The 20,388-nt window shown below is 40.8% G+C and carries 21 protein-coding genes; 11 read left to right on the forward strand and 10 right to left on the reverse strand.

All coding sequences use genetic code 11. The features are described from left to right. Nucleotides 1-7: 7 nt before the first annotated feature. The 5 genes from ACE1AT_RS03875 to ACE1AT_RS03895 all read left to right on the forward strand — a co-directional run bounded on the left by ACE1AT_RS03875 (nt 8) and on the right by ACE1AT_RS03895 (nt 5,761). A complete protein-coding gene (locus tag ACE1AT_RS03875) occupies nt 8-946 on the forward strand; it encodes an Rpn family recombination-promoting nuclease/putative transposase (protein ID WP_374866002.1) in 939 nt (312 codons plus the stop codon). A 66-nt stretch (nt 947-1,012) separates the two neighbouring features. Then, nucleotides 1,013-1,216, forward strand: a complete 204-nt coding sequence (locus ACE1AT_RS03880) for a DUF4351 domain-containing protein (protein ID WP_374865983.1) — start codon at nt 1,013-1,015, stop codon at nt 1,214-1,216. A gap of 81 nt (nt 1,217-1,297) precedes the next feature. Next, the gene (locus ACE1AT_RS03885; protein ID WP_374865984.1) at nt 1,298-1,582 is read left to right on the forward strand and encodes a transcriptional regulator; all 285 of its coding nucleotides are present in this window, start codon (nt 1,298-1,300) and stop codon (nt 1,580-1,582) included. Nucleotides 1,583-1,626: 44 nt separating this feature from the next. Beyond that, nucleotides 1,627-2,841 carry a restriction endonuclease subunit S gene (locus tag ACE1AT_RS03890; RefSeq protein WP_374865985.1) on the forward strand — a complete coding sequence of 405 codons (1,215 nt, stop codon included), beginning with the start codon at nt 1,627-1,629 and terminating at the stop codon, nt 2,839-2,841. After that, entirely contained in the window at nt 2,801-5,761 is a 2,961-nt protein-coding gene (locus ACE1AT_RS03895; protein ID WP_374865986.1) for a type I restriction endonuclease subunit R, read from the forward strand. The genes ACE1AT_RS03890 and ACE1AT_RS03895 overlap by 41 nt, the downstream gene beginning before the upstream one ends. A 169-nt stretch (nt 5,762-5,930) precedes the next feature. Here ACE1AT_RS03895 and ACE1AT_RS03900 read toward each other — a convergent pair whose 3' ends face one another. The 7 genes from ACE1AT_RS03900 to ACE1AT_RS03930 form a co-directional block, all read right to left on the reverse strand. Further along, entirely contained in the window at nt 5,931-8,069 is a 2,139-nt protein-coding gene (locus tag ACE1AT_RS03900) for a PAS domain S-box protein (RefSeq protein WP_374865987.1), read from the reverse strand. A 99-nt stretch (nt 8,070-8,168) separates the two neighbouring features. Continuing rightward, nucleotides 8,169-10,304 (reverse strand): PAS domain S-box protein, encoded by a 2,136-nt coding sequence (locus ACE1AT_RS03905; RefSeq protein ID WP_374866003.1) that lies wholly within the window; start codon nt 10,302-10,304, stop codon nt 8,169-8,171. 382 nt (nt 10,305-10,686) lie between these two features. Next, complete coding sequence (locus tag ACE1AT_RS03910) at nt 10,687-11,517, reverse strand: phosphate/phosphite/phosphonate ABC transporter substrate-binding protein (protein WP_374865988.1); 831 nt, start codon at nt 11,515-11,517, stop codon at nt 10,687-10,689. Continuing rightward, on the reverse strand, nt 11,514-11,750 hold the full coding sequence (locus tag ACE1AT_RS03915; RefSeq protein ID WP_374865989.1) for a hypothetical protein: 237 nt from the start codon (nt 11,748-11,750) through the stop codon (nt 11,514-11,516). Before ACE1AT_RS03915 ends, ACE1AT_RS03910 begins: the two co-directional genes overlap by 4 nt. A 138-nt stretch (nt 11,751-11,888) precedes the next feature. Continuing rightward, nucleotides 11,889-12,764: a hypothetical protein gene (locus ACE1AT_RS03920; protein ID WP_374865990.1), complete on the reverse strand. Its 876-nt coding sequence runs from the start codon at nt 12,762-12,764 to the stop codon at nt 11,889-11,891. Between the two features lie 729 nt (nt 12,765-13,493). Beyond that, a complete protein-coding gene (locus ACE1AT_RS03925) occupies nt 13,494-13,883 on the reverse strand; it encodes an alr0857 family protein (protein ID WP_374865991.1) in 390 nt (129 codons plus the stop codon). Nucleotides 13,884-13,899: 16 nt separating this feature from the next. After that, the gene (locus ACE1AT_RS03930) at nt 13,900-14,433 is read right to left on the reverse strand and encodes an HNH endonuclease (protein ID WP_374865992.1); all 534 of its coding nucleotides are present in this window, start codon (nt 14,431-14,433) and stop codon (nt 13,900-13,902) included. A gap of 386 nt (nt 14,434-14,819) precedes the next feature. On the opposite strand from ACE1AT_RS03930, the gene ACE1AT_RS03935 reads away from it, so the two are divergent. From ACE1AT_RS03935 to ACE1AT_RS03960, 6 genes are all read left to right on the forward strand, one after another. Further along, nucleotides 14,820-15,155, forward strand: a complete 336-nt coding sequence (locus tag ACE1AT_RS03935; protein ID WP_374865993.1) for a hypothetical protein — start codon at nt 14,820-14,822, stop codon at nt 15,153-15,155. An 843-nt stretch (nt 15,156-15,998) separates the two neighbouring features. Then, nucleotides 15,999-18,059, forward strand: a complete 2,061-nt coding sequence (locus ACE1AT_RS03940; RefSeq protein WP_374865994.1) for an ATP-binding protein — start codon at nt 15,999-16,001, stop codon at nt 18,057-18,059. Further along, nucleotides 18,052-18,618: an SRPBCC family protein gene (locus ACE1AT_RS03945; protein ID WP_374865995.1), complete on the forward strand. Its 567-nt coding sequence runs from the start codon at nt 18,052-18,054 to the stop codon at nt 18,616-18,618. The genes ACE1AT_RS03940 and ACE1AT_RS03945 overlap by 8 nt, the downstream gene beginning before the upstream one ends. A gap of 75 nt (nt 18,619-18,693) precedes the next feature. Further along, nucleotides 18,694-18,852 carry a hypothetical protein gene (locus ACE1AT_RS03950; RefSeq protein ID WP_374865996.1) on the forward strand — a complete coding sequence of 53 codons (159 nt, stop codon included), beginning with the start codon at nt 18,694-18,696 and terminating at the stop codon, nt 18,850-18,852. 56 nt (nt 18,853-18,908) lie between these two features. Beyond that, entirely contained in the window at nt 18,909-19,172 is a 264-nt protein-coding gene (locus ACE1AT_RS03955) for a CopG family transcriptional regulator (RefSeq protein WP_096678656.1), read from the forward strand. Continuing rightward, on the forward strand, nt 19,159-19,581 hold the full coding sequence (locus tag ACE1AT_RS03960) for a type II toxin-antitoxin system VapC family toxin (protein WP_374866004.1): 423 nt from the start codon (nt 19,159-19,161) through the stop codon (nt 19,579-19,581). Before ACE1AT_RS03955 ends, ACE1AT_RS03960 begins: the two co-directional genes overlap by 14 nt. Here the strand turns inward: ACE1AT_RS03960 and ACE1AT_RS03965 are convergent. Genes ACE1AT_RS03965 through ACE1AT_RS03975 form a run of 3 tightly spaced genes read right to left on the reverse strand, consistent with a single transcriptional unit; the run spans nt 19,562 to nt 20,261 of the window. After that, nucleotides 19,562-19,891 carry a hypothetical protein gene (locus tag ACE1AT_RS03965; RefSeq protein ID WP_374865997.1) on the reverse strand — a complete coding sequence of 110 codons (330 nt, stop codon included), beginning with the start codon at nt 19,889-19,891 and terminating at the stop codon, nt 19,562-19,564. The genes ACE1AT_RS03960 and ACE1AT_RS03965 overlap by 20 nt on opposite strands. Further along, complete coding sequence (locus ACE1AT_RS03970) at nt 19,888-20,040, reverse strand: hypothetical protein (RefSeq protein ID WP_374865998.1); 153 nt, start codon at nt 20,038-20,040, stop codon at nt 19,888-19,890. The genes ACE1AT_RS03965 and ACE1AT_RS03970 overlap by 4 nt, the downstream gene beginning before the upstream one ends. A 2-nt stretch (nt 20,041-20,042) precedes the next feature. Beyond that, nucleotides 20,043-20,261 carry a WD40 repeat domain-containing protein gene (locus tag ACE1AT_RS03975; protein ID WP_374865999.1) on the reverse strand — a complete coding sequence of 73 codons (219 nt, stop codon included), beginning with the start codon at nt 20,259-20,261 and terminating at the stop codon, nt 20,043-20,045. Between the last annotated feature and the right edge of the window lie 127 nt (nt 20,262-20,388).

Raw genomic sequence — 20,388 nt, forward strand, 5'->3', positions numbered from 1 at the left:
TATTGATATGATTGACCATGACCGTTTATTTAAAGAACTAATTGCTACATTTTTCCTAGAATTTTTAGAATTATTTTTTCCCCAAATCATTACTTATATAGAACCAGAATCATTGACATTTTTAGATAAAGAAGTATTTACTGATGTCACTGCTGGCGAACAATACGAAGCTGATTTAGTGGTCAAAATCCGATTTCGAGAACAAGAAACTTTCTTTCTTGTGCATATAGAAAATCAGTCATACCCAGAAGCTGACTTTGGACGGAGGATGTTCCGCTACTTTGCTCGATTATTTGAAAAATATGGATTACCTGTATATCCAATTGTCATTTTCTCTTACGACAGTCCCCGCACACCCCAAGCAAATATTTATCGTGTGACATTTCCCGACAAAACGGTTCTGGAATTTAACTATGGGGTGGTACAACTCAATCAATTAAACTGGCGTGATTTTTTGCAGCAAGAAAACCCTGTTGCTAGTGCGCTGATGGCTAAAATGAGGATAGCACCCTCAGAGCGTCCGAGAGTGAAGGCTGAATGTTTGCGCTTATTGGCGACTTTACGACTAAATCCAGCCAAAATGAAACTGATTTCTGGATTTGTTGACACATATCTCCAGTTAAATGCAGCAGAACAAGAGATTTTTCAAAGCGAAATTGCTCAATTTGAACCCGCCAAACAAGAGGTAGTTATGGAAATTGTAACAAGCTGGCAATTGCAAGGAAGAGAAGAAGGAAGGCAAGAAGGAAAACTGGAAGGAAAAATGGAAATAATTATGCATCTGCTTAACAGGAAAGTTGGTGCGGTTACACCAGAGTTGAAAGCACGGATTCAGCAATTATCGCTGACTCAAGTGGAAGATTTAGCTGATGCTTTATTAGATTTTACAAATGTAGACGATTTGGTAACTTGGTTAAATAGCTTGGGACAACCAGAAGAAACATAACATAAGAAAGCGGAGATTTTTCAAAGCGAAATTGCTCAATTTGAATCCGCCAAACAAGAGGTAGTTATGGAAATTGTAACAAGCTGGCAATTGCAAGGAAGACTGGAAATAGTTATGCGTTGGCTTAACAGGAAAGTTGGTGCGGTTACACCAGAGTTAGAAGCACGGATTCAGCAATTATCGCCGACTCAAGTGGAAGATTTAGCTGATGCTTTATTAGATTTTACAAATGCAGAGGATTTGGTAACTTGGTTGAATAGCTTGGGATAACCAGAAGAAACATAACTGAGGAGGGAAGCATTTATTGGTCAAAAGTTACTGCTGCTTGTATTGCTTTGATTGGAGATTACCATGACTAAAACAAACCGACCCTTTACTCCTGATTGGGTTTCTTCTCCTGGTGATACCATTGCTGATTTATTAGAAGAACGTAATTGGACAGTTTTACAATTAGCAGAAGCTCTTGGTTATAGCAGTGAATATGTGACTTTGTTGATAAAGGGCGAAGTTTCTATTAATGAAGAAATAGCCCTAAAACTAGAACAGGTGTTAGGAAGTACAGCAGGGTTTTGGCTCCGTCGTGAAGCCCAATATTGCACTAATTTAGAGCGGATAAAAGGAAAATCATCACAGTAATATAAGTGATGTACTAGGGTTGCAAGGGCTAGAATAAGTACAAGATGATACAGGCTGATACGTTAAAACCAGGGTGGAAGTTGGTAAAGTTTGGGGATGTGGTACGCCTCAGCAAAGAACGTGCTGCCAATCCAGAAGCAGAAGGTATTGAGCGATACGTGGGGCTTGAGCATATTGACCCTGATGATTTACGGATTCGGCGCTGGGGACTTGTAGCTGAGGGAACAACTTTTACGAGCAAATTTAAGCCTGGACAGGTTTTATTTGGTAAGCGTCGAGCATATCAGCGCAAGGTTGCTGTTGCTGATTTTGAAGGGGTTTGTTCTGGGGATATTTATGTGTTTGAAAGTGCTAATCCAAGCGTATTACTTCCTGAACTTTTACCGTTTATTTGTCAAACAGATCGGTTTTTTGAATATGCTGTAGGAACTTCATCTGGGTCACTTTCTCCGAGAACAAATTGGACTAGTCTTGCTAAATTTGAGTTTGCTTTGCCCCCATTGAAGGAGCAAAAGCAGTTTATAAATCTTCTAAGTAATATTGATAATACATTTGAATGCATAAATTATCTTGCTCATAGTATTTTCAATCTACATGAGGCTTACATAGTTAGAAAGCTAAGTGAAATTTATCGAAATGTTCCTACGGTTTCGCTTAGTGATATGGCTGATGTGCAGTATGGACTGACTATCAATTCTAAAAGGAGAAACGCTAACTTAGAGATTCCTTATCTGCGTGTTGCTAATGTACAGCGCGCGAATTTAAACTTAGATGAAATTAAGTATACTGGTAAACTTGAAGGGGATGAAACCTTTTTACTCCATAAAGGAGATGTTCTAATTGTTGAGGGTCATGCCGACTCAAATGAAGTAGGTCGTTCGGCTGTGTGGTTAGAGGACGAGACAGAAATGTTTCATCAAAACCACCTGATTCGTGTTCGTTGCCAATCACAACTAATACCAGAATATCTCTGTTCTTTTATTAATTCAAAATTTGGACGAAATTATTTTAGAAGTTGCGCCAAAAGTACCAGTGGTTTGAATACCCTCAATTCAACAGTGGTGAAATTACTTAAAATTCCTGTTCCCACAGTAAAACAACAGCAGCTACTTGTTGAGACATCAAAAGAATACGTTCAAGCGTATACCTCCTTGCTGAAGAGACTCAACGAGCTTAAAGTGATTAAACAGTGCTTTCTTGCAAAATTGGAAGTCAGAGATGTTCAACGAAGCCAACACCGTCGAAGCCTTCATCCGTGATATCATCTGCGGTAAAGTCACCCAAGCCACACCACCTCAACCTGGCTTATCACGGAGAAACGGAAAAATAAACGGTGTCGGTTGGCACTACCTCCCCTCACAAAATATCCCCCGCCAACCACAAGAAGTCTTCGTTGAAACCTTTGTCCGTGATGCTTTAATTCGCCTCAACCCGGAAATCGCCGCTAACCCCAACCGAACCGAAGAAGTTCTCTACCGCTTACGGGCAATTGTGCGGTCAGCCCCCAGCGATGGACTGATCCGCGCTAACGAAGAATTTACCACATGGTTAAGGGGCGATCGCACTATGCCCTTTGGCACTAACTACGAACACACAACAGTCCGCCTCATCGATTTTGATAACCTAGAAAATAACCAATATATCCTCACCAGTCAATACACCTACCGCGCTGGTGCAGAATCACGTCGTGCAGATTTAGTCCTGTTGGTTAACGGCTTTCCCCTGGTGCTAATCGAAGCCAAAACCCCCGTCAGGAAAGCAGTAAGCTGGGTTGATGGGGCATTGCAGATACATGAAGATTATGAAAAATATATCCCCGAATTATTTGCCTGTAACGTCTTCAGCGTCGCCACCGAAGGCAAAGAATTACGCTACGGTTCCATCCGAATGCCGATAGAATTGTGGGGAACTTGGCGACTTGATGATACACCACCCAATAGCCTCGCCGGACTCAAACAGGCGATCGCATCTCTACATAACCCCTCTGTTGTTCTCGATATCCTCAATCACTTCACATTATTCGCCACCGACAAGAAGAAACGCCGCATCAAAATTATCTGTCGCTATCAACAATACGAAGCTGTCAATAAGATTGTTGACCGGGTGTTGGCTGGTAGACCTAGAAAAGGGTTAATTTGGCATTTCCAAGGTTCCGGTAAATCCCTGTTAATGGTATTTGCGGCTCAAAAAATGCGGTTACAAGCACAACTGCGTAACCCTACAGTCATCATTGTTGTAGATCGCCTCGATTTAGATGCCCAAATTAGTGCTACTTTCCACGCTTCCGATATACCCAACCTAGTCAAAGCCGAAACCCGCGCAGAATTAGAAAAGCTACTCAAACAGGACACCCGCAAAATTATCATCACCACCATCTTTAGATTTGGGGAAGCCGATGGTGTCCTCAACCCCCGTGATAATATCATCGTGCTTGTAGATGAAGCCCACCGCAGCCAAGAAGGCGACCTGGGTATTAAAATGCGGGCAGCATTACCAAATGCTTTTCTATTTGGCTTTACAGGTACACCCATTAACCAAAGGGACAGAAATACCTTTTATGCTTTTGGTGCAGAAGAAGACGAACGCGGTTATATGAGTCGCTATGGTTTTGAAAAATCGCTCCGCGACAGGGCAACTTTACCCCTACACTTTGAGCCACGTTTGCTGGAAATGCATATCGATCATGATGCGATCGACCAAGCTTATGCTGAGTTAACCGGAGGATTATCCGACCTCGATCGGGATAACCTCGCCAAAGCTGCATCAAGAATGGCGGTATTAGTCAAAGCACCGGAACGAATCGCAAATATCTGTGCCGACATTGCCCAACATTATCAAGAAAAAGTCGCCCCCAACGGCTTTAAAGCAATGGTTGTCACCTACGACCAAGAATGTTGCTTGTTGTATCAAGCCGAACTAGAAAAACACCTACCGAAGGAAGCGATCGAAGTCATAATTTCCGCCACAGGTAAGGACGAACGCTTCAAACCCTACCAACGCACCCGCGACCAAGAAGAAAAACTCTTGGATCGATTCCGCGACCATAATGACCCGATGAAAATATTGGTAGTCACAGCCAAACTGCTGACAGGGTTTGATGCACCCATCCTGCAAGCGATGTATCTAGATAAACCCTTAAAAGCACACACCTTACTGCAAGCCATTTGCCGCACCAACCGCACCTACGGCAGCCAAAAGACCCACGGTTTAGTAGTAGATTATTTGGGTATATTTGATGATGTTGCCCAAGCACTAGAATTTGATGAGGAAGGCTTTCAACAAGTGGTATCTGGAATTGTCACCCTCAAAAACCAGCTACCAGGAGCAATACAAAAATGTCTTGCTTACTTTTTGGGAGTAGACCGTACCCTCACAGGTTACGAAGGACTAATTGCAGCACAGGAATGTTTACCCAACAACGATACCCGCGATACCTTCGCAGCCGATTACAGCAACCTCTCTAACCTGTGGGAAGCAATATCACCCGACCCAATTTTGCAACAATACGAAGTAGATTACAGATGGCTGTCCCAAATATACGTGTCCGTACAACCGACAACAGGTATGGGTAGACTGATTTGGCACGCACTAGGAGCAAAAACTATCGAACTCATCCACAAAAACATTAGTGTCGAAGCAGTACGTGATGACCTCGATGAAATAGTCCTCAATGCTGAACTATTAGAAGTAGTCCTCAATTCTCCCGATCCCCACAAAAAATCCCAGGAAATCGAGATCAAAATTGCCAATCGTCTTCGCAAACATATCGGAAACCCCCGTTTCTTGGCATTATCACAACGTTTAGAAGCAATCAAAGAACGTCACGAACAAGGGCAAATTTACAGCGTCACCTTCCTAAAAGAATTACTCGACCTAGCAAGGGATTTGCTCCTAGCAGAGAAAGACACATCCATCGAACAAAACGAAGACAGGGGAAAAGCAGCACTAACCGAATTATTTACAGAAGTTCGCAACGACCAAACCCCGAAAATGGTGGAACGAATTGTCAATGATATCGATGAAATTGTGCGTTTGGTAAGGTTCCCTGGTTGGCAGCAAACTAGCGCAGGAGAGAGGGAAGTCAAACAAGCATTGCGGAAAACCCTGTTGAAATATGCGCTGCATCAGGACAAAGAATTGTTTGGCAAGGCTTACGAGTATATAAGACAGTATTACTAAATTGTTAGGGAGAGAAATAAGTGCGATCGCTTGTATAATTCTTATGTGATTGTCATGTGACTGAGAAAAATGATCGCCATTATATTTCAAAATTTCAGTGTTGCCTGTTCCCTCTTAAGAGTTCCCTTTGAACCTACAATATAATTCGTTGCGACAATCCCATTCGCCCCTAAAATTCTTGGTTAACAGGTAAGGTAAACCAAAAAGTTGCGCCTGCATTTGGTGTGCTATCAACACCAATTTCTCCGCCATGAGCATTTATAATTCGCTTGCATAGATATAATCCTAATCCCAAGCTTAAAGAATTGCGGTTATTGCTACCCCGGAAGTATAAATCAAATAGTCTTTCGGACTGTTTTTGACTCAAACCCACACCATTATCAGTAACTGTGCAATAAATCTTATCTTCCTGGGCGATCGCATTGATGGTAATACTCAATCCTGGAGGATTATGTTTAACTGCATTGACAATTAAGTTAGAAAATACTCGCCATAGTTGCGTTGAATCGCCACTCACTAAGGGTAGTTCATCTTTCACTAGGTTGGTCAAAGTGGCTTGATTTTCTGTCAACATTGGTTGTAGATCAGCGATCGCATCTTCAACAATTTTGTGCAATCTTACAGGTTGACGTTGCAAAACAATACCTTGCACTTCGCTCATATGAGCTTCCATCAGTGAGTTAATTAAATTTAGCTGTCGCTCACTGCTTTGTTGCATCCGTTCTAATATTGACCGAGGAACGGGAATAGAGGAAGGACGTGCAAGTAAATTATTCAACACCATAAGTGTACCCAAAACCGGGTTACGTAAATCGTGAGAGACTGCATGGACAAATACTCGTAATGCTTCTTCGGTGCGTTTGCGATCGCTAATATCTAAAATTACTCCGACTAAACCACCAAGAGATCCGTCTGCTTTGCAAAAAGTTGCTTTGTAAACAATCACATCGTGTTTTTTGCCATCTTTGTACACCACTGAATCTTCGTAACTCTGCACACCTCGTTGTACAAATAAATTTGTATCTGCTTGTTGATATTTTACTGCTAGTTCTTTGGGCGATAAATCATACTCTGTTTTACCAATAATTTGCTCTTTCTTGAGTCCCAAAGCTTCCTCAAAAGCTTTGTTACAACCTAGATAAAAACCTTCAGCATTTTTATAAAAAACTGGCGTCGGAATAGTATCAATTAAAACTTGTAAAAAATCCAATTGTTCTTGTAAAGCTGCCTCAGCTTGCTTACGTTTAGTAATATCTTCTATTAATCCTTCGTAGTAAAGTAACTTCCCGTTTTCGTCACGAACTGCGTATGCTTTTTCCGAAATCCAAACGATACTACTATCTTGACGATAAATTTGTGACTCAAATTCCGATACTTTTCCGTATTCTTCAATTAAGCGCACAAACTCTGAACGTCGCTGGGGGTTAACATAAAGTTGATGTTCTATATCAGTGAAATTTGTTATTACTTCTGTTGCAGATGAGTATCCATAAATACGCGCTAATGCTGGATTCGCAGTAATGTAACGTCCATCGGGAGTACTTTGGAAAATACCTTCAACAGCGTTTTCAAATATACTGCGATATTTCGCTTCTGTTACTCTCAATTTTTGATAGGCAAATTCCAGTTCTTTACGGGCGTAAAATTCAGAGAGTTGTAGGCGATCATATAAATAAACACCAATATTACAAATAGTACAGAACCAGAACAAATATAAAATAAAGGTGACATTATATAATTCCGGGTGTTCTGGGAGTGGTAATTTTAGCCCTAGCGTTGTATTCAGACCAAAATAGTAAATAAATAATCCTAGTTGAGATGTTAAATGCAGAGTCCAGCGTACTGGTAAAAATGTCGCTTGACTGAGGAACAAAAGCGACCAACCCAAGGTGTCAGGTAGTGCAAAACCTTTGAGAGTTGCAAAAATTTGAGGGATGAGATTTATTGACCAAGATGAACTTAAAAATACTATTCCTGGATACTGACGACCAAATTTTGTTTGACGCAAAGCCATGCATAAACCCAGACTCAGAAACATAGCAATATCCATGAATAGAGCTTGAGTTCTGAGTACCTCTGGTAGTTTTTGCAATTCTTTGAGAGGGAAGAAAAAATTATAAACGTCTCGCAATGTAAACGTTAAGATGCAGATGAGACCCAGCCATAACAATAAACCTAGTCTCTGCCATAAAAAGTTATTGCGCCAATTTTGGTATTCATTGGCGATATAATCTGCTATTGGCGTTTTATTTTGCTCAGAAACAACTTTTTTTCGCCATTTCCGCATTATTTTCCACATGGTCTTCATTAGTTGTGACCAAATCGCTTATACATAGGTTGGCACAAATAAAGTAGAGACGCGAGGAACATCGCGTCTATGTCATTTGTCATTGGTAAGGATAAGGAATTAAATTTTTTGTTTTATTGCTAATGGTAGTGTAAACCAAAAAATTACTCCACGCTGACGATGACTCTCAACGCCAATTTCGCCACCGTGCGCCTTAATAATTTGTCGAGACAGGTACATCTTTAAGCTAATACCTGTAGAAAAACGTGCTTGTGGATCGTGAACATATAACTCGAATAGGCGATCGCACTCCAATTTACTCATTTGAGTACCGTTAAATTTAATGCTACAACGAATCATATCTGCTTGTACTTTGGCAGTAAGTTGGAGGTCTAGACCCGGTGGATTACTTTGGAGAATATAAGTAAATAAATTGACAAAAATTTTATGTAATTTTACAGTATCAGCAGATACTAACGGTAAATCTCTAGCCACCAATGTTTTTAATTGTGACTGATTTTGTCTCAACATTGGCTCGACATTTTTGATTACTTCTCGAATAAATATATTAAATTTGATGATTTCCTGATTGAGAGTAATTCCCTCTACTTCAGTTGAATGTATTTCCAATAATGAATCAATCATTCGTAGTTGGCGATCATTACCTTGAATCATGCGATCGATGATTGAACGAGGAACGGGGATTGGGGATTGGGAATTGAGAGAAGACAAGCTAGACAAAAATGAAAGACTACTCCCATGTCCCCCTTGTCCCCCATCTCCTCCTTGTCCCTTCACTCCCGGACTTTTAAGCAAATTTTTCAGCACCATCAAATTACCCATTACCGTAGTTCGCAAATCATGGGAAACTGCGTGCAGAAGTACGTCTTTGACTCGATTAATCTCTTGCAGTTCTTGCATTTTCTGCTGTAATTGAGCAGTGCGTTCTTCTACCTGCCGTTCTAGATTATTATTGAGTTGTTCGAGTTTGTGATAAAGTTGTGCTTGCTGGATAGCAATAGCTAGCTGTTGTGAGAGTTGTTGAAGTAAATCTATTTCGATTTCTTGCCAATGGCGTGGTTTCGCACAAGAGTTAGCAATTAACGCGCCAAACAATTCTTTACCTAGCATAATGGGTACAGCCAAACTAGCTTTAGTTTGAAATTGCTGATAAAGTTCTGCTAGCTGGGGAGATACTGCGATTTGGGTAATGTCTTCTACTACACGCACCTGATCTGTTAAGAGTTTGGTTCTTAATTCTTGCAAAAGAGTTTGATCTTTTTTCTTCCAATTCAAAACAGATGGATATTGCGGCTCGACCGACTCGGCTATCATTTTAAATAAATCACGGCTATCATTAAGGGCAATAAATACCCTGTCTGCTTGCAAAAATTGCCGAACTTCAGTAACAGTATTTTGCAGAATTTCGTCTAGATTGAGGGATTGGCGAATTCGCATTAATGTTTTTGCTAACAAGCGATCGCGTTGAGAAGATAGGCGCAATAATTCCTCAGTTTGTTTACGTTCAGTGATGTCGCGACTGATTGCAAGTAAGCAAGGGATACCATCTAAATCAATCACTTCTGCTGCAACTTGTACTAAAATTACCTCACCAGATTTTTTCCGAAATCTAATTTCTTGGTTGCGAATAGATCCTTGATTTTGCAATTGTTGCAGTAAAATTGTGCGATCGCTGGGGTTTATCCAAAGGTTCAATTCAAAAGCTGTACGTCCAAGAACTTCTGAAGCTTGATAACCACTCAGTTGCACAAAGCTATCGTTAACTTCTATGTAACGTCCTTCGTGAAGCGTGCTTATTGTGATTGGATCAGGACTACAACGAAAAGCTTTAGAAAATTTTTCAGCCAAACTTTGCAAAGCAATTTCTGTTTGTTTAGGTTCGGTAATATCTCGAACAATTGCTAAGACTTCGTTTTCACCGCTTTTGACTAACCGGGCTTGATAATCTCGCATTCCCAAAGGGGTTGACAGTTGATATTCGCAAACTTGTAAAGTGTTAGCAGCCAAAGTTTTAGCGATCGCTTCTTGCTTGATCACAGCCACATTTTCAGGCAGAATATCCCACAAGTTTTTACCAATAATCTCTTGTGTGATACACTCACTCTTGAAATCCAGATACTCTCCATCACGGCTGATACAGAACATTGTATCGGGGATAGCATTTAAAATCGCCTGATAACGCGCCTCAACCTGATGCAATTCCTCCTCCCTTAACTTGCGGTTTGTAGTCTTCATCTGCAATCCATCCCAGGTAAACAATTCAAATAAGAAATTCAAAATTTCAAAAATTAAAAATAAAAAATAGGGAAATTCTGTACTGATATAAGCATCCTGGTCACTCGATTTTAAATTATTTCTACAAATAAATAAGCTTGCTAAATCTGAATCTCGTACTTCAAGCCAGCCACTCACGGAAAAATTCCATAACCAAGGATGAAAATCGGACTTCTCCTACACCCGATCCCCACACCCACACACCCATCAGACACGTCCGTCTTCTGCTTTCAGAGTAGATTTTTCTGGGTGCGATCGTATTCACCCAAAAGGGTGAATCACAAAAAGACGGCGGTTTGGAACCGCCGTCTTTGGTAATTAATTTTCAAAAATTGGGATGTTCTCAATTAATGTGGTGGAATATTAGATCGGTTTTCTGGCGATCGCTATATTTCAGACCATCACTTTTAACTAGTACCGTATAATCTTCTAATTCAACTGTAGTAAAACGCTTGACTCCTGCTCGTTCCATTGCCCTTTGCAATTCTACATCTGGTTGGAGTAGTGCTGATTGCATCTGCCTAATCAAAGATACACCCAAACGCTGTGCTACTACCAATGGTGGTATGGGAGATGGGCCAAGTACTTCTACCACACGCAAATGCTGTGACAATTCGGGAAAGTCGCGTAATTCTTGTTCCAATACTACACTGTCAATCGCTGCACAGTCTGCTAGTCCCTCAACTACCCAACGAATTGAACACTGATGAGAACCTGATTGTATCGTCTTGCCAAAAAAATTTAAAGGATATCTTTGCTGAACTAATTGATTGCGGAGCAGATTGTAACCACTGTTAGAATCAGAGTCATTGTAGCAAAAGATTCTTCCTGCCAAATCTGCAAATGCTCTGATATCACTATTAGCATTGACAATTACATCTGCAAAATAAATGGGGCGGTTGTAATATCGAGATAATTGCATCACAGGAGCAACCAATGTCTGCAATTGATCTGATATCACTTGACAGTAGCGAATGAGTGGTAGTCCACAAATAAATACCAGGTCTATTTGGTCTTGCAATAGTAGTGGATCTTCCAAAGGGTCATATTCTCCTTGGTGTAGCTGTGTTTCCAATCCTAAAACACGCCCTAAATAAGCTGTAGTTTCCTGGTAAAATCCGAAGTAATTAGGAGCTAAATAGGATACAGCACGTAGTTTTGGTAAGATAGTCATTCTGGTTCTACAACAGTATTGTGCTTAAAAATTTGTGTTAACTTTCGCCCTGACCAATGAATGTATAAAAAGCCCAAGCTAGCAAAAGTCAGGAGCATAATTCCAAAAACCGTCGTATATGCTTTAGTGTGCCACCATAGCCCCGTGAGCAATGCTGCACCTTGTTTTGCTAACTTCCACAAGTGATGATCATTAACTTTTTTAGTTTTATGAATAGTTTGGACTAATGTCATTTTTATTACTTAACATAAATCTACTGTAAATCTATCAAGTTACAGTAGATTTTAAACTAAATGAGCCAGCTTCGTCAAAAATGTCATAGTGTTCAAGCGGACACGATATAAGAAAATTTGTGAACATCCATAGCACAACTACGCGTAACGCCTTTTCTTAAACAACCACAGCAATAATGCACCAAAACCAAAAATATTCACCACTGACAACACTAATCCTCCCAGTACTGGAATCAAACCGATTAAAGCTAAAATCAGCACACCGACGAGAAATTGTTGCATGGGCGATCGCTCTGTTCCAGTCAAAATTCTTTGTCCAACCCAAAGAGCAACTCCGAGAGTTCCCAGTATAACTGTAACCGCAACTATCAACCCAACTAGGGGTAACAACGGTATGCCAATTAAGCTCACTGCTAACAGAATTATTAGCACAATGACAGCAAACAAGCCGCCTAAACCCCACAACCCACTTTGCAGAGGATATTGATTGACAGTCGCAGCTAAATTGAGCAAAAAATTTGGTCGCCAAAGTAAAATTAAAACACCAATAATAGTTCCTATCAGAACATTGAAAAGATGAAAAGCACTATTTAATAGATAGCGAACTCCAAAGCTGCTCATTCCCCTTCTTCTACCATGCATCCCCCATCTACCATTCTCTAAGATTGTGCCTGAAGCACCGCCAATCGTAGCTCCTGGGGATGTGATAATTTCTCCTCCGACTGCATAAACATCACCGTCAACACGAGCATCTTTTTCTAAAATCACATCTCCGTCAATCGCGATCGCAGTTTCGATGACTCGCGCTCCCTCTCCAATTGTGACATCGCCACCAATAGCGTGAGCATTTTCCACAACCTGATTAGGAGCAATTGTTACATCACTCCCAACCCGGATGATATTAGTGTCATTAATGTTGATATCAGCTTGTGCTAAAGCCGTTGTTGAGATCAGAACTGCACTTAGGAATGCTACGAATGCCAAAATAAATGAGTTTTTTTTTATACTTTTCATGTCTCATTCCTCATTTTGCCGTGGAGCCTCAAGCACGCTGACATCAACTAGAGGTCATTCGATTTTGGATTTTGGATTACTCTGTCGAGTAGACACTCCCTGTCTACTTGCACGCCTGTCACTAACGCGCCTACCAAAGGTAGCCGCACTTCGTGCGTCTATGGATTTTGGATTTATCTGCTTTCCCTTACCCTGCTTGGAATTATCGGTGACATTGACATCCTCCTGCTGCTAACCATCTTGCATTGCAAAAAGTTTTGTCTCTAGCTAAAGGAATAAATTTCCGCAAGGAGTGTTAAATTGTGCGACTTTTTTCATCTCCTAAAAAAACAACTTACGTTCCAGATAGTAAGTTTGTTGGAGCTTGTGAATCAATTTTATCGCTTTTTGACTTGCTTTGTAGTCAGGCTGCAATTCGTCTTGAAAGCTATCTTGATTGAATTTGTTCAAGTTTTGGCTTTTTGACGAAGGTGGTTTACTCGAAGACGGAAAGTGAATGTATAACATAACTATAATGAGCTAATAAAATTGTTGTCTGAACTTTTAATTACCTCTATACTACAAATATACTACAAAATATTCCAGCAGATTTATGCTAAATCTCAAAAATTGCGCTGCACATAAAATTCTCGTAAGTTAGCACAGCCGTGCTAACCCACGATCTTCATCATGTAGGCTGATGGAAGCAAAATGATTGATATTAGTAGTAACAACTAACCACTAACAGAACTATTCACTCATTACAGAGGTACAAACTTGAGCAGCAACCCAAAGTTTGTGGAGTAAAAACTCAGTGCGATCGCTCATTGTAGTAACAAACACACCTTGTGCGTTTTCAGAACCATCCGATAGCCAAGAACCGCTAAGAGTGACTTCAACATACTCAGAATCAGATGCACATAAAGCGATAATTTTTCTTTCATCCCATCGCACTTGCACCTTGAGTTGTTCTAGTCCTGGTAAATTCACAGGAAGCAAAAAGGAAGCAGTGCTAGGTTCAATTGATAGACTTTGACCGACTCTTAGTGCCAAAATCACTCGTTGCGCTACCCATTCCTCCAGAGACAGAGTTAGACACTCTAGGTGAAAACTCGTTTCGGTGTAAGTTAATTTCAGCATTCCTCATGCTCTCCTGTTATTCCAGGTTTATTTGCACGTCCATCCAAAACTGTTCCGCAAAAGCAATCGTGGGATGGACTGGTGCTTTTGGTTTAGTACGCAAGCGCATACTGGCTTCTTGGGGGGTTTTATCTCCTTTTTTGGAGTTGCACCGTTCGCAAGCAGCAACCACGTTATCCCAGGTGTGCTGTCCACCGCGAGAACGGGGAAGCACATGATCTAGGGTCAGATGTTTGCTGCTACCGCAATATTGACAACTGTGATGGTCTCGCCGTAACACTTCTCGTCTATTTACTGGTGGGATTTTCCAAATCCGTTCACGAGAAGCAATTGTCAAGCGAATTTGTTTTGGTACATCGATAATCAAGCTAGGAGAGTGAATTTGCCAACCGCTATTAGTATTAAGATGTAGCGGTTCGGCTTTGTTTGTGATTAAGAGTACGATGGCTCGCTTGATGTTGACTCGGCACAGTGGTAAGTAATTTTGAGAAAACACCACCACAGATTGATCTAAAACTTGCGTTGCGATCGTCACGGTTTGACTCCTCATTAAAAAACCCCCGCTTATTTCTTTGTGAAAGCGGGGGTTGAGAATTGACCTTAAAAGTCTTTGATTCTTATATCGGTACAGCATCTCGGTGTCTGTACCTCCCGCTTTTGTGTTTTAGTTGTGGTGCTCGATTAACTACACCAATCCTGGCATATTTAGAATCATGATTACCCTCTGTAAATTTGCCCAGCATCAGGCAAATTAACCCCATAAATAAATACTCCACTCCCATAGGCGCCGATTCCCAACTAGTTTGGGAGTGATTGGCACATAAAGAAGTAGAGATGGGGTAAATAGATATCACAGAAAATTTCACCTGTTGAACATTCCTTTAAACATACTACACTTGTATTACTATCCTGTCTATAGTTTTAGGAGAAAAACTGATGCATACGATTACCCGCACCCCCACCACCGATATGGAAGTCACCAGCATCCGTCTTGAGCGCGAATTAAAAGATAAGCTTAAGGATCTAGCAGGCAATCAGGGATATCAAGCTCTTATCCGCGATATCCTTTGGAATTATGTTCAGCAAAAATCAGGAGAGTGGAAACCTCGATTTTCGAGGTCTGACATTCGAGCCAGCATAGCTGCTACAGCCCAACAGGAAGAACGTTGTGTACTCACAGGTCAATTAATTCAGCCGCAACAACCGATGCTGTTAGGACTGACGAGGACGGGCGATATGGTTCCTCTAAGTGTCGAAAGTTTAGTCGGTTAAATTTGGATTCCAGTGAATGCAGTTTAGTTAATGTTGTTCAAGCAAAACTAAGCTGTATTCACCGAGAATCGAAGGGCGGAAGCCCCTGACTTTAGACATGGGGAGGAAGCCCGTAGGCAATTTTAATTGCCAAACAGAATAAGTAAGCTCGTAAGTATAATCTTTGACTATAGAAATTAAGATTATAAGTACTAAATCAATTTAAATTTATATAGATAAATAAAAAACATATTTTAATACTATGTTGAAACTATTTAGAGATTTAGTATGTTCTAGCACAGGGGGTATGACTACACTTGACAGATATAAAACATCAGCATAAAGATTAAATGATTCTAAAGAATAAGGAGTAAAGCAACTAGTTTCAGTAGACATTTTTTGCTGATCTTGTTTAGTTGTCAAAAAGTGTGCTAGACCCTGACGTTAATTACATTTGCTGGTGTTTGATCTCGGAAAAAGTAAGCTGTCAAGGGAGAAAACATAAAATAAATATTACATTTTTATAAATTGTTTTCAGTATTAATGCGGAATCAACTCACTAAGTCTTTGCTGTAAGTCTAGAACAAATACGGTTTTTGTATAGTTAAAGACAAGATATCCTAAGTAAATACTGGTAACAAAATAGGTATGTAAAAAGCTGTAATTATATTTGCTTGTGCTACTAAACTAATTCTTATGTATTTTATTACTCAAGGTTTTTGATGGAAAGAGATTTCACCATCTCCAATAGAAAAGGGCTATAACAGGTGAGAGAAAGTTTAGAAGACAAGATGAACCATTCAATCGCAGGGTGCAGCCTTACAAAGGAATCAAGAATATGGTAGGAGGTTGGGTACAAAGAAAATGGGTTCAATATCCAAAAGCGTACCAAAAATCAGAAAGCGTTTGTCTTCGTTGCCACAACGCCCAGATGAAATAGATAGACTCACACACTACCCGGTCAATCTGATGCAGCAAGAGGAAGAGGCAGCCCTCCAGTTAGCACAAAAAATCAATTACATCATTGCCAATCGCTCAACACCAGCAATGATGCTGCAAGACATTGCCCAATTGCTAGGAGTGACATTCCAAGTAGATTGCTGCTGCTTAGTGACTGCACACAAAGAAGTGACTGGTAGCGAAGAATTTATTGCAAATTGGTGTCCCCAAGAGTATTTAAATTCGTCCCCAGATGAAATATTCTCATTAGATCAGTTGGATTTACCAGTAGTACAATGTGCTGCTGAACCAACGATAGAAGACATTGCCACAATTCAAAATAGTCTGAAAATAGGATGTCAACAATTGCCAATACCAATTAAATCGGTGCTGGCAATTACTACCCGTTTGGCAGACAAAAAGAACGGCGTCATTAATTTAATTAAGTCCCAGGTATATGATTGGAGTGATTCGGAAAAATATTTGCTGCGAGCAGTAGAGTCAGTATGCGCGATCGCTCTAGAACAGGTAGCACAAGCACAGCTAATCGCCTCACAACAGGAATATATCAAAACTTGCGGCAAGCATCAAAACTTGATCAAGCAATTGACAATACTCGGTCGTAGCAACTTGGAGATTAATCAGATGCTTCAGGTAGCGATCGCTTCGACTGCCGAAGCTCTAGAAGCCGACCGGGGTTTGATTATATTACTTAAATATACTGATCCCCTATTTAGAAATCTACGCAAAAAACAAATTCCGAAAGCAAAAGCTACAGTTATTGGTGAATGGTCTAGGCAACCAGAAGATTTTGACATTGATCAACAAGATAGCCCAGACTATTCCTACTGGCTTTCAGATTGTGGTATTAGTCGGCGTGCTTTTACAGCAGAATCTGGCAAGCCTGTAATTATTAATGATACCGGAGATAGACGCAAAGATACCTCCACAATTGCCCAAGCGTTTATCTTAGAAAAACTGCCTGCAATGCTGTTGATGCGATTAGAGAATCAAGGCAAAATTTTGGGATTTTTGGCACTACAGCAAACCCAACCCCGCTATTGGGAGACAGCAGAAATCAACATGGTAGAAATGGTCTGCGCTCAACTCAGCAATGCCATTATTCAAACACAAACACTACGGCAAGTACAAATGTTAGTGGATGAGCGTACATCCCAGTTACAGCGCAGTCTAGACGTTCAAGCTAAACTCTATGAAAGAACAAAGCAGTATGTTGAGCAATTGCGAGAACTCAACCAACTCAAAGATGAGTTTTTAAGTAACATGAGCGATCGCCTGCGCTATCCTTTGACAAATATGCGTATGGCTTTACGGATGCTGCGTCAACCAGGAAGATCCCCCGAACAGCAAACCAGGTATCTAGATATACTGGAGGAAGAGTGTACCAAAGAAATTAATCTAATTAATGACCTATTGACACTCCAAAAACTAGACAATCATCAAGAACCTCCGCAATTTGCTACCCTAGACTTAAATCGTAGAATCCAAGAGATATCAGCATCTTTTGAGAAAAAGCTGCTAGAAAAAGGATTAAATATTTCTTATGAGTTACCAGAAGCATCCCTACAGCTACAAACAGAACTAGAAAGTTTTGACCGCATTTTGCAAGAACTCCTGACTAATGCGGTTAAATTTTCAGAACGAGATACCATTATCCAACTAGAAGTCACACACCAACTTATTCAACAGGTTGATCGGGTTATTATTAAAATAACCAACGTCGGACATGGCATCTCACAAGCAGAAGCTACCTATATATTCGATGCATTCCGTCGCGGTAGAGGAAGATGGACTCCTGGCACCGGCTTAGGACTTGCTCTGGTAAAATCCTTAATGCAGCATTTGAGTGGGGAAATCGCTGTGGAAAGTACTCCGATTGAGGATACAGATTTCAGCAAAATCTGTTTTACCTTGAATCTGCCCCAATTTTCTGACCAAGATCAAACCTACTCTGAAAGTGACTGAAGAAAAATACACACCAGAAGAACTCGACTTCATCGCCATTGAAGATGAAATCAACCTAGAGGCGAATGATTTGCAAGCTGTAGCTATTCAAATCGAGAAGATCACTGACCGACAGCGACAAATTACCGCTAAAATTCAAATTCCCCAACCAGTTACACAAGTTTGGGAAGTACTCACCAATTATGAAGCCTTAGCCGACTTTATCCCTAGCTTGGCCCAAAGTCGCTTGCTGGAACACCCCAACGGGGGTATTCGCTTGGAACAAATAGGTTCTCAGCGCTTTTTACGCATGAATTTTTCTGCACGTGTAGTTCTCGATCTTGAGGAACGCTTTCCCAAAGAAATCACTTTCCAGATGGTAGAGGGTGATTTTAAAGATTTCTCTGGTAGTTGGTGCTTAGAACAATGTTCTCTGGGTCAACAAATAGGAACTAATCTCTGCTACACAGTCAAAGTTTGGCCTAAACTAACTATGCCAGTGGGAATCATTGAACGTCGCCTTGCCAAAGACCTACAACTCAATTTACTGGCCATTTATCAGCGTTTAGAGGGAACCTAGACAACGGATTTTGGATTTTAGATTGATCCCAAGGATTTATCCGCTTTTTTGTACCCTGCTCAGAATTACTTAGCAATGGAAGTAGAACTAGATAACTCAGCATATGCGATCGCAGTTTCTCTTGTGCAAGCGATGTCTCCTAAGAAGCCACTGCGCGTCTACGCATCTCATCTCTACAACTCCATGGATGCAATGCTCAAGCATTGTTGGATAATTTGCGACGCAGGTTATTGAAGAGGTAGGGAATATGTTAAACTTGTCATACATTAGTATGACAAGTAATCATAACTATGCGAATTAATGCCCGATTAGATGAGGAACATGCTAATAAATTAACCTACATCCAACAGCAAACTCATCAGGCAGTAACGGATGTGATTAAGTTTGCTATTGACTTGTATTACGAACAGCTTCAGCACCAACAGCAAAAGAACCCGCTAGAGTTGCTCACACAAACTGGTTTTATTGGTTGTGGTGAGGCAGATGCGAATCTGTCTGTCAACTACAAGTCTATTCTGAAAGATGGCTTTAAAGCTAAATATGGTGATAGTTGATACGGGCTTTTGGTTAGCCCTAGCGAATCGAAACGACCCATACCATACTAAAGCCATAACGGCACTTGCTAATCTCAAAGAACCTCTGATTACGACTTGGGCTGTTATTACTGAAACTTGCTATCTACTTTTAACAACGATGGGGAATCATGCTCAAGTAAGTTTCATCAACAACTTATCTCTAGGGGGATTTACAGTTTTCGATTTGCAACCCGATCATGGGAAACGCATTTGTGAACTTATGGAAAAATATGCGGATTTGCCAATGGATTTTGCTGATGCGTCGCTAGTGGTTTTGGCAGAACACCTGGGACATGGAAGAATTCTTTCGGTTGACCGTAGAGATTTTAATGCTTACCGTTGGAAAAATCAGCATCCCTTTGAAAATCTCATGCTTTTGGATAGTTGAGAGGGTTTTGTGGGAGCGATCGCAGTTTTTCTTGTGTAAGCGATCGCTTGTTTGGGAAGTCGCAGTTTTTCTTGTGCAAGCGATCGCGCATCCATAACTGATTGTACAAGTGGCGATCGCTTGTTTGGGAAGTTGCAGTTTTTCTTGTGCAAGCGATCGCGCATTCATAACTGATTGTACAAGTGGCGATCGCTTGTTTGGGAAGTCGCAGTTTTTCTTGTGCAAGCGATCGCTCATCTATAACTGATTGTACAAGTGGCGATCGCTTGTTTGGGAAGTCGCAGTTTTTCTTGTGCAAGCGATCGCTCATCCATAACTGATTGTACGAGTGGTGATCGCTTGTTTGGGAAGTCGCAGTTTTTCTTGTGCAAGCGATCGCTCATCCATAACTGATTGTACGAGTGGTGATCGCTTGTTTGGGAAGTCGCAGTTTTTCTTGTGCAAGCGATCGCATCTCATCTCTACAACTCCACTGCGCCTAATGCTTTGAGCGTAACTTTTTCGGTTTTGGTTAAACCCTTAACTCCGGTGATATTCATGCTCTCATAAGGTTTTTCACCTTTGAGGGTTTTGAGGCACTCACCCGTTTTAACATCCCAAAGTTTAACTGTGCCGTCCCGACTACTACTAGCAATAGTTTGACCATCTGGGCTGAAAGCGATTGAATAGAACTCTTGCAAAAGTGTTTTGTGGTATAATTAAAAGTTTGATAATTTGCGATTAGGAATTTGATCAGCAGTGAAGATAGAGAAAGCCAAACAGCTTACTTCAAGAAAATTTAAGCGCATGACCGGAGTAAGCCGTAGA

Origin of the sequence: Pelatocladus sp. BLCC-F211, assembly GCF_041928655.1 — a bacterium.
GTDB lineage: Bacteria > Cyanobacteriota > Cyanobacteriia > Cyanobacteriales > Nostocaceae > Pelatocladus.

What these genes read in the sequence shown, in the direction of transcription:
- ACE1AT_RS03895 (WP_374865986.1), top strand. Translation starts at nt 2,801, where the DNA reads ATGTTCAACGAAGCCAACACCGTCGAAGCCTTCATCCGTGATATCATC.
- ACE1AT_RS03955 (WP_096678656.1), top strand. Translation starts at nt 18,909, where the DNA reads ATGCGAATTAATGCCCGATTAGATGAGGAACATGCTAATAAATTAACC.
- ACE1AT_RS03965 (WP_374865997.1), bottom strand. Translation starts at nt 19,891, where the DNA reads ATGAGCGATCGCTTGCACAAGAAAAACTGCGACTTCCCAAACAAGCGA.
- ACE1AT_RS03915 (WP_374865989.1), bottom strand. Translation starts at nt 11,750, where the DNA reads ATGACATTAGTCCAAACTATTCATAAAACTAAAAAAGTTAATGATCAT.
- ACE1AT_RS03885 (WP_374865984.1), top strand. Translation starts at nt 1,298, where the DNA reads ATGACTAAAACAAACCGACCCTTTACTCCTGATTGGGTTTCTTCTCCT.
- ACE1AT_RS03905 (WP_374866003.1), bottom strand. Translation starts at nt 10,304, where the DNA reads ATGAAGACTACAAACCGCAAGTTAAGGGAGGAGGAATTGCATCAGGTT.
- ACE1AT_RS03930 (WP_374865992.1), bottom strand. Translation starts at nt 14,433, where the DNA reads ATGAGGAGTCAAACCGTGACGATCGCAACGCAAGTTTTAGATCAATCT.
- ACE1AT_RS03935 (WP_374865993.1), top strand. Translation starts at nt 14,820, where the DNA reads ATGCATACGATTACCCGCACCCCCACCACCGATATGGAAGTCACCAGC.
- ACE1AT_RS03875 (WP_374866002.1), top strand. Translation starts at nt 8, where the DNA reads ATGATTGACCATGACCGTTTATTTAAAGAACTAATTGCTACATTTTTC.
- ACE1AT_RS03950 (WP_374865996.1), top strand. Translation starts at nt 18,694, where the DNA reads ATGGAAGTAGAACTAGATAACTCAGCATATGCGATCGCAGTTTCTCTT.
- ACE1AT_RS03940 (WP_374865994.1), top strand. Translation starts at nt 15,999, where the DNA reads ATGGGTTCAATATCCAAAAGCGTACCAAAAATCAGAAAGCGTTTGTCT.
- ACE1AT_RS03920 (WP_374865990.1), bottom strand. Translation starts at nt 12,764, where the DNA reads ATGAAAAGTATAAAAAAAAACTCATTTATTTTGGCATTCGTAGCATTC.
- ACE1AT_RS03910 (WP_374865988.1), bottom strand. Translation starts at nt 11,517, where the DNA reads ATGACTATCTTACCAAAACTACGTGCTGTATCCTATTTAGCTCCTAAT.
- ACE1AT_RS03880 (WP_374865983.1), top strand. Translation starts at nt 1,013, where the DNA reads ATGGAAATTGTAACAAGCTGGCAATTGCAAGGAAGACTGGAAATAGTT.
- ACE1AT_RS03890 (WP_374865985.1), top strand. Translation starts at nt 1,627, where the DNA reads ATGATACAGGCTGATACGTTAAAACCAGGGTGGAAGTTGGTAAAGTTT.
- ACE1AT_RS03925 (WP_374865991.1), bottom strand. Translation starts at nt 13,883, where the DNA reads ATGCTGAAATTAACTTACACCGAAACGAGTTTTCACCTAGAGTGTCTA.
- ACE1AT_RS03960 (WP_374866004.1), top strand. Translation starts at nt 19,159, where the DNA reads ATGGTGATAGTTGATACGGGCTTTTGGTTAGCCCTAGCGAATCGAAAC.
- ACE1AT_RS03970 (WP_374865998.1), bottom strand. Translation starts at nt 20,040, where the DNA reads ATGAGATGCGATCGCTTGCACAAGAAAAACTGCGACTTCCCAAACAAG.
- ACE1AT_RS03900 (WP_374865987.1), bottom strand. Translation starts at nt 8,069, where the DNA reads ATGAAGACCATGTGGAAAATAATGCGGAAATGGCGAAAAAAAGTTGTT.